This window comes from Streptomyces sp. NPDC002564, assembly GCF_042889645.1.
Lineage (GTDB): Bacteria > Actinomycetota > Actinomycetes > Streptomycetales > Streptomycetaceae > Streptomyces.
In genome coordinates this window covers 88,290-101,272 of sequence record NZ_JBIARE010000006.1, presented here as the reverse complement: position 1 = coordinate 101,272, position 12,983 = coordinate 88,290, and the positions used below count along the sequence as shown (strand labels likewise).

The window sequence follows — 12,983 nt, the reverse complement described above, 5'->3', positions numbered from 1 at the left end:
CGTGCGTACGCGCACGGGTGTACGTCTATGAAGTGTGCCGCCCGGAGGCCCGGGCGGCACATCAGCGGGCGGCTAGCGCGGGCCGAGCGTCCAGCGGGGGCCGCCGGGGCTGTCCTCGATGACCAGGCCCGACTGGTTGAGCGAGTCGCGGATGGCGTCGGCGGTGCCCCAGTCCTTGCGGCCGCGGGCGGCCTCGCGCTGGTCGAGGACCAGGCGGACGAGGGTGTCGACGACGCCGTGCAGGTCCTCGCCGCGGTCGCCGTCGCCGCCGGCCCAGTGCGGGTCGAGCGGGTCGAGGCCGAGGACGCCGAGCATGGCCCGCACCTCGGCCAGGCGCGCCACGGCGGCTTCCTTGTCGTCGGCGGCCAGCGCGCTGTTGCCCTGGCGGACCGTGGTGTGGACGATGGCGAGCGCCTGCGGGACGCCCATGTCGTCGTCCATCGCGTCGGCGAACGCGGGCGGCACCTGGTCGGCGGGGTCGACGACGCCGCCGGCCTTCTCCACCACGCGCTGCACGAAGCCCTCGATGCGGGCGAACGCGGACTCGGCCTCGCGCAGGGCCTCCTCGCTGTACTCGATCATCGAGCGGTAGTGCGGGGTGCCCAGGTAGTAGCGCAGGACGATGGGGCGCCACTGCTTGACCATCTCGCTGACGAGGACCGAGTTCCCGAGGGACTTGGACATCTTCTCGCCGCTCATGGTGACCCAGCCGTTGTGCACCCAGTAGCGCGCGAAGGTGTCACCGAAGGCCTTGGCCTGCGCGATCTCGTTCTCGTGGTGCGGGAAGATCAGGTCGATGCCGCCGCCGTGGATGTCGAACTCGGTGCCCAGGTACTTGTGGGCCATCGCCGAGCACTCCAGGTGCCAGCCGGGGCGGCCGCGGCCCCAGGGGGTCTCCCAGCTGGGCTCCCCCTCCTTGGCGGCCTTCCACATCGCGAAGTCGCGGGGGTCGCGCTTGCCGGTCTCGCCCTCGGCCGCGGGCTGGAGGAGGTTGTCGAGCTCCTGGTTGGAGAGCTCCAGGTAGCCGGGGAAGGAACGCACGTCGAAGTAGACGTTCCCGTCGGCCTCGTAGGCGTGGCCGCGCTCGATCAGGCCGCGCATCATCTCGACCATCTCGGTGATGTGGCCGGTGGCGCGCGGTTCGTAGGTGGGCGGCAGGCAGCCGAGCGCGTCGTATCCGCTGTTGAACGCGCGCTCGTTCGCGTAGCCGATCGACCACCAGGGGCGGCCCTGCTCGGCCGACTTCTTGATGATCTTGTCGTCGATGTCGGTCACGTTCCTGATGAACGTCACGTCGTAGCCGCGGTAGGCGAACCAGCGGCGCATGATGTCGAAGTTCAGGCCGGACCTGATGTGCCCGATGTGCGGGGCCGCCTGCACGGTGGCACCACACAGGTAGATCGAGACACAGCCGCTGTGGAGCGGGCTGAAGTCACGGATCTGCCGGGCGCTGGTGTCGTACAGGCGAATCGTCACCACTCCAGGGTAGTGGGCGCGGGGCAGTGCCCCGCGACCCCTTGGGCCACAGGGCACGGAACTGTGACGTTGCGGCGTCTCAGATGCTCCCGACGACCTTGCGCGCCGACACCCGGACCACCACGCGCTCGCTGTCGTCCTTCGAGGACGGGTTGAACTCCGCGTACTTCTTGCCCGTGTACTTCAGCGACAACTCGTCGATCAGCTCCTGACCGCCCTGTGTCGTCATCTCCACGGAACCCCGGATCTCCGCGTACGAATACGGCGCGTCGAACGGCTGCACCACCACCGTCACCCGCGGATCCCGCCGCAGGTTCTTCTCCTTACGGCGCCCGACCGTCGTGGAGAAGATCACCTCGTCCCCCTCCCGCTTCACCCACACGGGCGAAACCTGCGGACTCCCGTCGGGCTGAATCGTCGCGACCGTGATGAAGACGGGGGTGTCGAGCAGTGCCTTGAGATCGTCGGACAGTGCGGCGGACATGGACCTCACTCCTTCGTGGACCGTACGTACGGGGCATTCGCCGGTACGAGGCATACGACTACCCCGTCGCGCGGCTCACGACGACGTGCGTACGACCAACGCGGTGGCGATCGCGGCGAGCCCGTCGCCGCGGCCCGGGAATCCCAGGCCGTCGGTGGTGGCGCCGGAGACCGAGACGGGGGCGCCGGCGGCGTCGGAGAGGACCTTCTGCGCCTCGTCCCTGCGCTTGCCGATCTTCGGCCGGGGGCCGATGACCTGCACGGCCACGTTGCCGATGGTGAAGCCGGCGTCCCGGACGATGCGGGCGGCCTCGGTGAGCAGGGTCAGGCCGGAGGCGCCGGACCACTCGGGGCGGCCGGTGCCGAAGTGCGCGCCGAGGTCGCCGAGGCCGGCCGCGGAGAACAGCGCGTTGCACGCGGCGTGCGCGACGACGTCGGCGTCGGAGTGCCCGGCGAGCCCCGGGCCCGCGTCGTCCCACTTCAGGCCCGCGCACCACAGCTCGCGGCCCTCTTCGAAGGCGTGGATGTCGGTGCCGATGCCGACCTGCGGGAGCGGCACCGGGGGCGTCTCAGAAGCCATCGTTGGCCCTCCTGCGGGCGAGCACGGCCTCGGCGAGGACCAGGTCCAGGGGCCGCGTCACCTTGAAGGCCTCCTCGTGACCGGGCACGACGACCACGGGCAGGCCGAGCTGCTCGACCATGCTGGCGTCGTCCGTCACGTTGTCGGTGACGCTCTCGTGGGCCCGTACGAGGGTGGCGCGGTCGAAGCCCTGCGGGGTCTGCACGGCGCGCAGCCTGGCCCGCTCGGGCGTCGCCACGACGGCCTCGGGTCCGCCGGCCCGCTCCGCGGGCTCGACCTGCTTGACGGTGTCGGCCAGCGGCAGCGCGGGCACGACGGCGGGCGCGCCGTCGCGGACGGCCTCGATGACGCCGTCGACGGTGTCGACCGGCACCAGCGGGCGGGCCGCGTCGTGCACGAGGACCACGTCGAAGCCGGGCGGCAGCGCGTCCAGACCGGCCCGCACGGACTCCTGGCGGCTCTCGCCGCCGGGCACCACGAGGAAGTCGGTCCGCTCCGGCAGCGCGTGGTCGTCCAGGAGGGTCTTCACCTCGGGGGCGCCGTCGGGCGGGGCCACGACGACGACGAGGGAGACCGCCCGGGACTCCGCCATGGCGCGCACGGCGTGGATGAGCATCGGGGTGCCGTTCAGCGCGCGAAGCGCTTTGGGGGCGCCAGGGCCGAGGCGTACGCCCCGCCCAGCCGCGGGAATGACCACCGCGGTACGGGATTCGCTAGACATCGGTTCCGTTCAGGTTTGTGTCCGCGGCCGACGTGGGTATGGCCTGGGCGAGCCCCTTGCTCGAGCGAAGTCGAGAGCGGGGGGACGCGCCGGGCGCGCGCCTTGACCGGACCCCTTCCGTGACATCCGGTCGAGCCGGCAGCCCGGCATGCCCGACACGGCTCCCGCGGGGTCGCTGCACCACATCCGCCTGGATGACGAAGATCAGAGAAGATTCAGAGAAGATCCCGGAAGATCAGAAAGATCGATCCGGGTACGAACATGCCGCAGCGCCCGGCGACTCCTCAAAGGGTCAGCGGGCACCGCGGCATTGCTGCGCCAGTTCTTCTTCGGCGCGAGAGGGCCGAGGCATGCGCCCCGGGCCGTTCGCGTCAGGACGCGAGGACCTCGTCCAGCAGGGCCTCGGCCTTGTCCTCGTTGGTGTTCTCCGCGAGGGCCAGCTCGCTCACCAGGATCTGGCGGGCCTTGGCGAGCATGCGCTTCTCACCGGCCGACAGTCCACGCTCGCGCTCCCGGCGCCACAGGTCACGGACAACTTCCGCGACCTTGATGACATCGCCGGACGCGAGCTTCTCGAGATTCGCCTTGTAGCGACGCGACCAGTTCGTGGGCTCTTCGGCGTACGGCGCGCGCAGTACTTCGAAGACCCGGTCGAGGCCGTCCTGCCCGACCACATCACGCACACCCACGAACTCCGCATTGTCCGCAGGCACACGCACCGTGAGGTCGCCCTGGGCGACCTTCAGCACCAAGTAGGTCTTGTCCACGCCTTTGATCTGGCGAGTTTCGATGGCCTCGATCAGCGCGGCCCCGTGATGGGGATAGACCACGGTGTCGCCAACCTTGAACGTCATGTGACAGGTACCCCTTCCGTGGCTATCCATCCTAACACGAGAACTGCCTCTTCTGAATGGCGTTTTCGCAGGTCAGGGCATATCTCGGGGCTTGACAACAGCAACAGGAACGTGCTGCGCGGGCCCGCCGGAACGGGGTATTCGCAGGTCGGAGCCGCTCTCCGGGGAGGGAGAAACACACCCGTTACGTCCCCCTCAGGAGCGCTCCGAGCGGCCGAACGTCCCGGTTTGCGCGGTTCCAAGCGGCGAACTTTCGATACTCCGTTCGGTGATCACAGATGTGTGCGATGTGACCCCGGACGCGATTCCCGAATTGATCAAGCCGCGGGGTGATCAATTTCCGGGCTCCCCGCGCATTCCTTACCGGAAATCCGCGGGGCGGGGCCCGTGCGCCCTTGACGGCGCTAATCGGAAAGGTGGCCGCGGGGCCAATGGGACGGGCGGGGCGTCGGGGCCCGACATCACGGCGGGCGGGGGTCACGCGCGCGACGGCCGCGGCCTAAGGGGCGGGTCGGGTGCGGCGGCACCGGAACGGCTCGGTAGTGTAAGCGCGCTGACACACCCTTAGGACGGCTTTACGGCCGCCCGACCGTCCTGTACCGCCCACGTTCAAGGAGTTGCCGCCGCCGTGAGCCGCAGCCTTCGACGCGGCGCCCTCGCCGCCACCGCCCTCGCGTTCTCGCTCGCCTCGCTCACCGCGTGTGCGGCAGGCAACAACGCACAGACGATGGAGGTCAAGCCGGACAACGCCGCGACCTCCGTCGGCGACATCAAGATCCAGAACGCCATGGTCATCACCCAGCCCGACCTGGAGTCGACGGGTCCCGCCGTGGTCGCCGCGACGATCTTCAACGCGGGCGACAAGCCGCAGAAGCTGCAGGCCGTCTCGGTCGACGGCACGGACAAGAAGGCCAAGCTCACCCCGGGCAAGGACGACAAGGGCGCCAAGCAGGACGGTCAGCTGACCATCCCGGCCGGCGGCTCCCTCGTCATCGGCGGCAAGGACAACGCCTCCGCCGTCCTGTCCGCGAGCCGCGAGGCCGTCAAGGACGGCAACGCGCAGCCGATCACCTTCTCCTTCAGCTCCACCGGCGACGTGAAGATGGAAGCCTTCGTCGTCCCGGCCGAGTCCTACTTCAGCAAGTGGGGCCCGAGCGAGCTGCCGCAGTCCCCCGACGGCAAGCCGTCCAAGGGCGCCTCCGGCAAGCCGTCCACGGGTGCCTCCACCGACCCGTCCGGCAAGCCGTCGGGCAAGCCCTCCGAGGGCGCGAGCACCGACCCGTCGGGCGCCGCGGGCACCCCCTCGGGCGAGGCCTCGCAGGGCGCGGAGGCCGGCACCGGCGCCGAGCACTGACCGACGCCGTACCGGCGAAGACGACGAGAAGGGCGGGACCCCGGTGGGGTCCCGCCCTTCTTCGTGCGGCCGCGGCTCACCGCTGTGCGGTCTACGGCTCGAACTTGTAGCCCAGGCCGCGCACCGTCACCAGGTAGCGCGGCGCCCCCGGGTCCGGCTCGATCTTGGCGCGCAGGCGCTTGACGTGGACGTCGAGCGTCTTGGTGTCGCCCACGTAGTCGGCGCCCCAGACGCGGTCGATGAGCTGCATGCGGGTCAGGACGCGGCCCGCGTTGCGCAGCAGCATCTCCAGGAGGTCGAACTCCTTCAGGGGCAGGTCGACCTTGGAGCCGGAGACCGTGACGACGTGGCGGTCGACGTCCATCCGGACCGGTCCCGCCTCCAGGGCCTGCGGGGTGACCTCCTCGGGCTCGCCCCGGCGGCGCAGGACGGCCCGGATGCGGGCGACCAGCTCGCGCGAGGAGAACGGCTTGGTGACGTAGTCGTCGGCTCCTATCTCCAGGCCGACCACCTTGTCGATCTCGCTGTCCTTGGCGGTGACCATGATCACCGGGACGTTGGAGCGGCTGCGCAGCTGGCGGCAGACCTCGGTGCCGGGCAGGCCGGGCAGCATGAGGTCGAGCAGGACGAGGTCGGCGCCGTTGCGCTCGAATTCGTCGAGTCCGTCCGGGCCGGTCGCCGCGATGGCGACTTCGAAGCCCTCCTTGCGGAGCATGTAGGACAGGGCGTCGCTGAAGGATTCCTCGTCCTCGACGACGAGCACTCGGGTCACGGAAGGACCTCCGGGGCAGGAATGGGTTCGTACGTAGTGGTCTCGTCGGGCGGCGCGGTCTCGTCGTCGAGTCCGCCGCCTTGCCCTGATCCGCGGTCGCGGTGGGCGGCCGCCTCGGGCAGCCGCAGGGTGAAGGTGGAGCCCTGTCCCTCCGAGCTCCACACGGTGACCTCGCCGCCGTGCGAGGCGGCCACGTGCTTGACGATGGCGAGGCCGAGGCCGGTGCCGCCGGTGGCCCGCGAGCGGGCCGGGTCGACGCGGTAGAAGCGCTCGAAGATGCGCTCCTTGTCCTTGTCGGAGATGCCGATCCCCTGGTCGGTGACGGCGACCTCGATCAGTCCTCCGGTGCCGAAGGCCTGGGAGGTGCCCGCACCGCCCGGCGCGGCGACCCGGCGGGCGGCGATGCCCACGCGGGTGCGGGCCGGCGAGTAGTTCACGGCGTTCTCCACCAGGTTGCCGAGGGCCGCGGCGAGCTGGCCGCGGTTGCCCCATATCTGGAGCTCGGCGGTGCCGCCGGAGGCCATCGTGATCTGCTTGTGGGAGGCCTGGTGGCGGCTGCGGTCGATCGCCTCCGCCACCAGTTCGTCGACACGGACGGGTTCGGCGTCCTCCAGGGGGTCGTCGTTCTGCACCCGGGAGAGGTCGATGAGCTCCTGCACGAGGTTGGTCAGGCGGGTCGCCTCGATCTGCATGCGCCCGGCGAAGCGCTCGACGGCCTCCGGGTCGTCCGAGGCGTCCATGACGGCCTCGGAGAGCAGGGAGAGCGCCCCGACGGGGGTCTTCAGCTCGTGGCTCACGTTCGCCACGAAGTCGCGTCGTACGGCCTCGATGCGGCGGGCCTCGGTGAGGTCCTCCACGAGGAGCAGGACGAGGCGGGAGCCGAGCGGGGCCACCCGGGCGGAGACCGCGAGCGCCTCGCCGCGGCCGGTGCCGCGCCGGGGCAGGTCCAGCTCGACCTGGCGTATCTCCCCGTCCCGCCGGGTGTCCCGCGCCATCTGCAGCATCGGGTCGACGGCGAGCTTGCCGCCGCGGACGAGTCCGAGCGCGTACGCCGCGGAGCTGGCCTTGACCACGCTGTCGGCCTCGTCGAGGACGACCGCGGAAGAGCGCAGCACGGAGAGCACCGTGTCCACGCCCGGTGGCAGTACGGGGTCGGTGTGCAGGGAGGTCCGGGTGGGGCGTTTCTGGTCGCGCTCGCTCCATCGGAACGCCAGCATGGCGATGACACCGGTGCACACCCCGGCGATCGCTGCCGCTGCGGCGACCGCCGCGTTCACGTCCATGCACCCAGGTTATGCGCCGGATAAGCACCGGTCACAGCCATACGGGTGCGGGCTCGAACACTCGTCGCCCAGAGTTCACCGTGGAGACGGCACCGGTTCATTTCTGCTGAGCGGCCAGGGGCGGGTGTGGCCGCGGGGGCGGTGGTCCGTCGCCCACAGTTCACCTTGATGACGGGGGCGATTCATGTGGGGTGCCGGAAACGGACGCGTGCGGCCCGCACCGTGGGAGCGTAGGGGCCAGCCCCCTGAGACGTACGAGAGAGGGACAGCCACATGCGGGACGCGTACCACGAGGAACTTGACTCGATCGGCGAGAGCCTGGTCGAGATGGCCCGGCTCGTCGGGTCCGCGATCGGGCGCGCCACGACGGCCATGCTCGACGCGGACCTGAAGATGGCCGAGAGCGTGATCGCCGCCGACCAGAAGGTGGACGATCTGCAGCACGACCTGGAGGCGCGGGCGATAGCCCTGCTCGCCAGGCAGCAGCCGGTCGCCACGGACCTGCGCATCGTCGTCACCTCGCTGCGGATGAGCGCCGACCTGGAGCGCTCGGGCGACCTGGCCCAGCACGTCGCGAAGCTGGCCAGGCTGCGCTTCCCCGACTCGGCGGTGCCGCAGGACCTGCACGCCACGATCCTGGAGATGGGCCAGCTCGCGCAGCGCCTGATGGCGAAGGCGGCGGAGGTCATCATCACCAAGGACGTCGACCTGGCGCTCCAGCTGGAGCAGGACGACGACGAGATGGACCAGCTGCACCGCACGCTGTTCCAGCACCTGATGGACGACCGCTGGAAGCACGGCATCGAGACGGCCGTCGACGTGACGCTGCTCGGCCGCTACTACGAGCGGTTCGCGGACCACGCGGTGTCGGTGGCCAAGCGGGTCGTGTACCTGGTGACGGGTGAGCACGCGGACGAGATCCAGGCGACGGGGGCGCCGGTGGAGGGGGCCTAGGCCTTCCCCGCCCGGCACCGCCCGGTACCCGCACCGCCCGGCACCCGCGCCGCCCGCGTTCTTCGTGCCGCGGTTCCCGGACGCCGGGGCCGGGCGCGTGCGCACGTGCCGGTGCCCCGCACGATCGGATCGTGCGGGGCACCGTCGTGTCCGGGGCCGGGCGGGTCAGCCGCAGCCGCCGCCGCACTGGCACGACCCGCCGGACTGGCAGCCGCAGCCGCAGCCCGCGCCGCAGCCGCAGGCGGCCAGGAGCACGAGTGCGGGCAGGCCCGGTGTGTCGACCGGCTGCTCGGGAACGGAAGCGCGCGTAGGGGACTCGGCCATGGTCTCCTCCTCGAAGGCGTACGGACGTACTGCCTGATGCCCATTGCATGCCCACGGGAGCGGGCGCATCAACGGCGCACGCGCGCGTGGCCGTGGGTGCGCCCCGGGCGGGGCGCGAGGCGCGCGCGCCCGGGCACGGCCCCCGCGAGCCGATTCGGCCCCTCATGAGCGCTTTGCTGCCAACTACGGGCGAGCTTCGGCCCGTCGGCCCGCCGCCGGGCTACACAGGAATGTCCGGGCGTTCGCTCCTGACGGGAGGGGTGGCCAAGTGGTGCTCTCGATCGACCTCGCGGTTCTCCTGGCGGTCGTCATCGTCGTCCTGCTCCGCAGGCGGGTGCAGGCCCGCTCTCGTACGGACACGTTCCTGACGATGACCGTGGTGCTGGTCTTCGGCGTCCTGGTGGCGCCGACGGACTTCGGCCAGGGGATACAGAACGTCGTCACGGACGTGGCGCAGGGCCTCTCCGACTCGGAGGCGGGCGGCGGCCGCGGGACGAGATGAGGCGGGCGGCGGCCGCGGGACGCGATGAGGCGCCCCGCGCGGCACCCCGCACGGCACTTGTGAAACTCTCTCCACAATTGTCACAGGCATGCCATAACCTGCGCTGTGACGGGGGATCAGGTCCGGGCGCGCGGCCCGGGCCCATTCATGTGGGGGGTCACATCACTGTGCGTACGCGCAGCATCTCGACCGCGACGGCGCTCGCGGTCCTCTTCAGCTCGGTGGCGCTGACGGTCGGCGCGGCGGGCTCCGCCGCCGCCGACTCCGCCGAGGTCCTGCCGGTCTCCTCGGTCGGCGACATCGCCGTGGACGGCGTCCACCGCCGGGTCTACGTCTCCGACCCGCTGGTCGGCAAGATCGTCGTCACCGACTACGCGGGCAAGGTCAAGGGCACCCTCACCGGACTGCCCGGCGTATCAGGGCTGACGCTGTCCGCCGACTCCCGGCAGGTGTACGCCGCGGTCTCCGACAAGAACCGCATCGTCTCCGTGGAGACCGACACGTACACCCTGACGGCGAGCTACGACGTGACGGGCGCCAAGGGCCCCGCCACCCTGGAGACGGTCGACGGCAAGGTCTGGTTCGGCTACGACGGCGGCCTCGGCTCGCTCGACACCTCCGGCGCCGAGCCGGTCGTCGAGCTCGTCGACAAGCCGGGCGTCGAGTGGGACGGCGTGCCGCTGCTCGGCTCGGACCCCAAGGCGCCGGGCGTCCTGGTGGCCGGCGAGCGCGGCAACACCTGGGCCGACGTCGCGGTCTACGACGTCGCCGGCGCGGAGCCCGTGCTGCGCACCACGAAGAACCTCACCGGCAACTTCAAGCAGCTCGACCTGACGCCCGACGGGGAGCAGGTGCTGACGACCTGGGGGGACGGGTTCGGCTACTCCTTCCCCGCGTACTCCACCAAGGACCTCTCCCAGGAGACGGCCTACCCCACCGATGCCTACCCCAACGCCGTGGCCATCGCCTCCGACGGCACGATCGCGGGCGGCAGCGACTCCATCTACGACCCCGACGTGCACATCTACCAGCCGGGCGTGAAGGTGCCGGTGCGGGAGTACGACTTCCCGAACACCGGCAACACCAGCGGCGCCGACGAGCTGGTGCCCGGGGCGCTGGCCTGGGCGCCGGACGACGGCCACCTCTTCGCGGTGTCGGTGAACTCGTTCGGCACGTTCTCGCTGCGCACCATGGCCGAGCCGGGCAAGTCGCTGCCGACCCTGACGGTGAACGCCCCGGAGAAGGCGCCCCGCGCCAAGCCGCTGACCGTCACCGGCAAGCTCACCGACACGGTGCCGCTGCCCGCGGGCACGGTCCTGAAGGTCACGCGCACGGACGTCGAGTCGCCCGCGCCCGGCAAGGCGCTGCCGTCCGTGAAGACGAAGGCCGACGGCTCCTTCTCCTTCACCGACAGCCCGCCCGCGGGCGGGAAGGTGACCTACAAGGTCGCCTACGCCGGTGACGCCACGCACGCCGCGGCGAGCGCGTCGGACTCGGTGACCGTCTCGCGCACCAAGACGACGCTGACCCTGGACAAGAACGGCAAGGCCTACGCGTACGGGGCGGACGTCTCCTTCACGGCGCACCTCGGCAGCACGTACAAGAACCGCACCGTCGAGATCTGGGCCGACCCCTACGGCGGCGACAAGCCCAAGAAGCTGGTCAAGAAGGGCACGGTCAACTCGCGCGGCAACCTGTCGGCGACGGTCGACATGAAGCGGGACACGAAGGTCACCGCCGTCTTCTCCGGGGACGCGCGCTCGGCCTCCGCGTCGGCCACGTCGACGGCGTACGCGCGGGTCAAGATCTCCAGCACCGTCTCCAAGCACTACAGGACGGGCAAGATCGGCTCGACGACGTACCACTACTTCCACAAGAGCACCGACCCGTACCTGGCGACGAAGATGACCTACTACAAGGGCCGCAAGCAGCGCTTCGAGCTCCAGGTCTACGGCGTCGACCGCAAGTGGCACGCGTCCGGCTCCGAGTACTTCGCGCTCTCCCCCGACGGCGCCTCCACGGTCCGCCTGAAGGCGCCGGGCCAGTCGGGCATCCGCGCGCGCATCCGCTCGGCGTACGTGAACGCGTCGTCGGGCGACAACGTCAACTCGACGACGTACGGGGCGTGGAAGTACCTGAACTTCACGCGCTAGGCCGCACATCCTCCGCGCTCTCCCCGAAGGCCCTCGTCCCCGCACTCCGTGGACGGGGGCCTTCGCCGGTAGCCTCGGCGGGTGGACGTCCTGTGGGTGGGTACCGTCTCGACGGTGGTGGGGGCCGTGGTCGGCGCCCTGCTCCAGGCATGGCGCGAACACGCGGTGCACCGGCGGGAGTTGGCCGTCCGCTGGGACGAGACGCTGCTCACGGGTCTCGCGGAGTACCTGGCGACGGCGGACCGCACGCTGCGGGCCCTGCTGCGCTGGCGCCGGGCGCGGGACGCGGGTGCGGACGGCCTCGACGCGATCGCGGCGGCGGCCCTGGAGTCCTACGAGTCCCTGCACGAACAGTCCCAGCTGATCACCCTCCTGACCGGCGACCGCACGGACCCCCTGCGCGCCTCGGCCCGCCGCATGCGCCAGTCCCTGCTCCCGCTGTGCGAGGAACTCCACGACGGCACGCACCTGGACCCCGCCCAGGTGTCCGCCCTCATCACCACCCACCGCACGGCCCGCGAAGCCCTGATCCTGCACGCCCAAAAAAACCTCAAGAACACCCCACGCCGGCCCCCGCCGACGGGCGCGGCCCCGTAGACGTCACACGAAAACGCCCCCGGGCCGCGCCATGGGCGCGCCCCGGGGGCGGGGTCGGTGGAGCTGGGGCTACTTCTTCTTGCCCTGGTTCTTGACCGCCTCGATGGCTGCCTTCGCCGCCTCCGGGTCGAGGTACGTGCCGCCCGGGTTCAGGGGCTTGAACTCGGCGTCCAGCTCGTAGGAGAGCGGGATGCCCGTGGGGATGTTCAGGCCCGCGATGTCGGCGTCGGAGATGCCGTCCAGGTGCTTGACCAGGGCGCGCAGCGAGTTGCCGTGGGCCGCGACCAGGACCGTCCTGCCGGTCAGGAGGTCGGGGACGATGCCGTCGAACCAGTACGGGAGCATGCGGACGACGACGTCCTTCAGGCACTCCGTCCGGGGGCGCAGCTCGGGCGGGAGCGTGGCGTAGCGGGGGTCGGAGAACTGGGAGTACTCCGCGTCGCGGTCCAGCGCCGGCGGCGGGGTGTCGTACGAGCGGCGCCACAGCATGAACTGCTCCTCGCCGAACTCGGCGAGCGTCTGCGCCTTGTCCTTGCCCTGCAGGGCGCCGTAGTGGCGCTCGTTCAGGCGCCAGCTGCGGTGGACGGGGATCCAGTGGCGGTCCGCGGACTCCAGCGCGAGCTGGGCGGTGCGGATCGCGCGCTTCTGGAGCGACGTGTGGACCACGTCGGGCAGCAGGCCGGCGTCCTTCAGCAGCTCACCGCCGCGGACCGCCTCCTTCTCGCCCTTCTCGTTGAGATTGACGTCCACCCAGCCGGTGAACAGGTTCTTCGCGTTCCATTCGCTCTCGCCGTGGCGGAGGAGGATCAGCTTGTACGGTGCGTCGGCCATGCCTCTGAGCGTAATCGAACCCCGGGGGACCTCGCGCGCGCGGGCGCGGGGGTGACAGTTGACGGCTCCCGTCAATTGAGTGGCGGGCCGGGACCTTCG

14 protein-coding genes are annotated in these 12,983 nt (G+C 70.9%); 5 read left to right on the top strand and 9 right to left on the bottom strand.

Going from position 1 to position 12,983, the window contains the following annotated elements:
- Positions 1–72: 72 nt before the first annotated feature.
- The 5 genes from cysS to ACFYXE_RS22085 all read right to left on the bottom strand — a co-directional run bounded on the left by cysS (position 73) and on the right by ACFYXE_RS22085 (position 4,114).
- Positions 73–1,476, bottom strand: a complete 1,404-nt coding sequence (gene cysS, locus ACFYXE_RS22105; RefSeq protein WP_389314839.1) for a cysteine--tRNA ligase — start codon at positions 1,474–1,476, stop codon at positions 73–75.
- A gap of 79 nt (positions 1,477–1,555) precedes the next feature.
- Entirely contained in the window at positions 1,556–1,960 is a 405-nt protein-coding gene (locus ACFYXE_RS22100) for a PPOX class F420-dependent oxidoreductase (RefSeq protein ID WP_389314837.1), read from the bottom strand.
- A 75-nt stretch (positions 1,961–2,035) separates the two neighbouring features.
- Positions 2,036–2,539: a 2-C-methyl-D-erythritol 2,4-cyclodiphosphate synthase gene (ispF, locus tag ACFYXE_RS22095; RefSeq protein WP_361178879.1), complete on the bottom strand. Its 504-nt coding sequence runs from the start codon at positions 2,537–2,539 to the stop codon at positions 2,036–2,038.
- A complete protein-coding gene (ispD, locus tag ACFYXE_RS22090) occupies positions 2,529–3,260 on the bottom strand; it encodes a 2-C-methyl-D-erythritol 4-phosphate cytidylyltransferase (RefSeq protein ID WP_389314835.1) in 732 nt (243 codons plus the stop codon). Before ispD ends, ispF begins: the two co-directional genes overlap by 11 nt.
- A 371-nt stretch (positions 3,261–3,631) precedes the next feature.
- Positions 3,632–4,114, bottom strand: a complete 483-nt coding sequence (locus tag ACFYXE_RS22085) for a CarD family transcriptional regulator (protein WP_003953493.1) — start codon at positions 4,112–4,114, stop codon at positions 3,632–3,634.
- A 628-nt stretch (positions 4,115–4,742) separates the two neighbouring features.
- Between ACFYXE_RS22085 and ACFYXE_RS22080 the strand changes: the two genes are divergently transcribed.
- Entirely contained in the window at positions 4,743–5,468 is a 726-nt protein-coding gene (locus ACFYXE_RS22080) for a copper chaperone PCu(A)C (protein WP_361178883.1), read from the top strand.
- 91 nt (positions 5,469–5,559) lie between these two features.
- Here the strand turns inward: ACFYXE_RS22080 and ACFYXE_RS22075 are convergent, their stop codons facing one another.
- Positions 5,560–6,240: a response regulator transcription factor gene (locus tag ACFYXE_RS22075; protein WP_030682312.1), complete on the bottom strand. Its 681-nt coding sequence runs from the start codon at positions 6,238–6,240 to the stop codon at positions 5,560–5,562.
- Positions 6,237–7,523: an ATP-binding protein gene (locus ACFYXE_RS22070; RefSeq protein WP_361178886.1), complete on the bottom strand. Its 1,287-nt coding sequence runs from the start codon at positions 7,521–7,523 to the stop codon at positions 6,237–6,239. The genes ACFYXE_RS22075 and ACFYXE_RS22070 overlap by 4 nt, the downstream gene beginning before the upstream one ends.
- A gap of 273 nt (positions 7,524–7,796) precedes the next feature.
- Here ACFYXE_RS22070 and phoU point away from each other — a divergent pair, with 273 nt between their 5' ends.
- Positions 7,797–8,477 carry a phosphate signaling complex protein PhoU gene (phoU, locus tag ACFYXE_RS22065; protein WP_389314832.1) on the top strand — a complete coding sequence of 227 codons (681 nt, stop codon included), beginning with the start codon at positions 7,797–7,799 and terminating at the stop codon, positions 8,475–8,477.
- Positions 8,478–8,642: 165 nt separating this feature from the next.
- On the opposite strand, the gene ACFYXE_RS22060 is transcribed toward phoU, so the two are convergent.
- Complete coding sequence (locus ACFYXE_RS22060) at positions 8,643–8,801, bottom strand: hypothetical protein (protein ID WP_361178890.1); 159 nt, start codon at positions 8,799–8,801, stop codon at positions 8,643–8,645.
- 268 nt (positions 8,802–9,069) lie between these two features.
- Here ACFYXE_RS22060 and ACFYXE_RS22055 point away from each other — a divergent pair, with 268 nt between their 5' ends.
- The 3 genes from ACFYXE_RS22055 (at position 9,070) to ACFYXE_RS22045 (ending at position 12,053) form a co-directional block, all read left to right on the top strand.
- A complete protein-coding gene (locus ACFYXE_RS22055; RefSeq protein ID WP_361178893.1) occupies positions 9,070–9,303 on the top strand; it encodes a hypothetical protein in 234 nt (77 codons plus the stop codon).
- A 167-nt stretch (positions 9,304–9,470) separates the two neighbouring features.
- Positions 9,471–11,456, top strand: coding sequence for a YncE family protein (locus ACFYXE_RS22050; protein WP_389314829.1), 1,986 nt, complete (start codon positions 9,471–9,473; stop codon positions 11,454–11,456).
- Positions 11,457–11,537: 81 nt separating this feature from the next.
- Positions 11,538–12,053 carry a hypothetical protein gene (locus tag ACFYXE_RS22045; RefSeq protein WP_389314827.1) on the top strand — a complete coding sequence of 172 codons (516 nt, stop codon included), beginning with the start codon at positions 11,538–11,540 and terminating at the stop codon, positions 12,051–12,053.
- A gap of 69 nt (positions 12,054–12,122) precedes the next feature.
- On the opposite strand, the gene ACFYXE_RS22040 is transcribed toward ACFYXE_RS22045, so the two are convergent.
- Positions 12,123–12,884 (bottom strand): phosphoglyceromutase, encoded by a 762-nt coding sequence (locus ACFYXE_RS22040; RefSeq protein WP_389314825.1) that lies wholly within the window; start codon positions 12,882–12,884, stop codon positions 12,123–12,125.
- Positions 12,885–12,983: the final 99 nt, after the last annotated feature.

What these genes read in the sequence shown, in the direction of transcription:
- ACFYXE_RS22100 (WP_389314837.1), bottom strand. Translation starts at nt 1,960, where the DNA reads ATGTCCGCCGCACTGTCCGACGATCTCAAGGCACTGCTCGACACCCCC.
- ispF (WP_361178879.1), bottom strand. Translation starts at nt 2,539, where the DNA reads ATGGCTTCTGAGACGCCCCCGGTGCCGCTCCCGCAGGTCGGCATCGGC.
- ispD (WP_389314835.1), bottom strand. Translation starts at nt 3,260, where the DNA reads ATGTCTAGCGAATCCCGTACCGCGGTGGTCATTCCCGCGGCTGGGCGG.
- ACFYXE_RS22085 (WP_003953493.1), bottom strand. Translation starts at nt 4,114, where the DNA reads ATGACGTTCAAGGTTGGCGACACCGTGGTCTATCCCCATCACGGGGCC.
- ACFYXE_RS22070 (WP_361178886.1), bottom strand. Translation starts at nt 7,523, where the DNA reads ATGGACGTGAACGCGGCGGTCGCCGCAGCGGCAGCGATCGCCGGGGTG.
- phoU (WP_389314832.1), top strand. Translation starts at nt 7,797, where the DNA reads ATGCGGGACGCGTACCACGAGGAACTTGACTCGATCGGCGAGAGCCTG.
- ACFYXE_RS22060 (WP_361178890.1), bottom strand. Translation starts at nt 8,801, where the DNA reads ATGGCCGAGTCCCCTACGCGCGCTTCCGTTCCCGAGCAGCCGGTCGAC.
- ACFYXE_RS22040 (WP_389314825.1), bottom strand. Translation starts at nt 12,884, where the DNA reads ATGGCCGACGCACCGTACAAGCTGATCCTCCTCCGCCACGGCGAGAGC.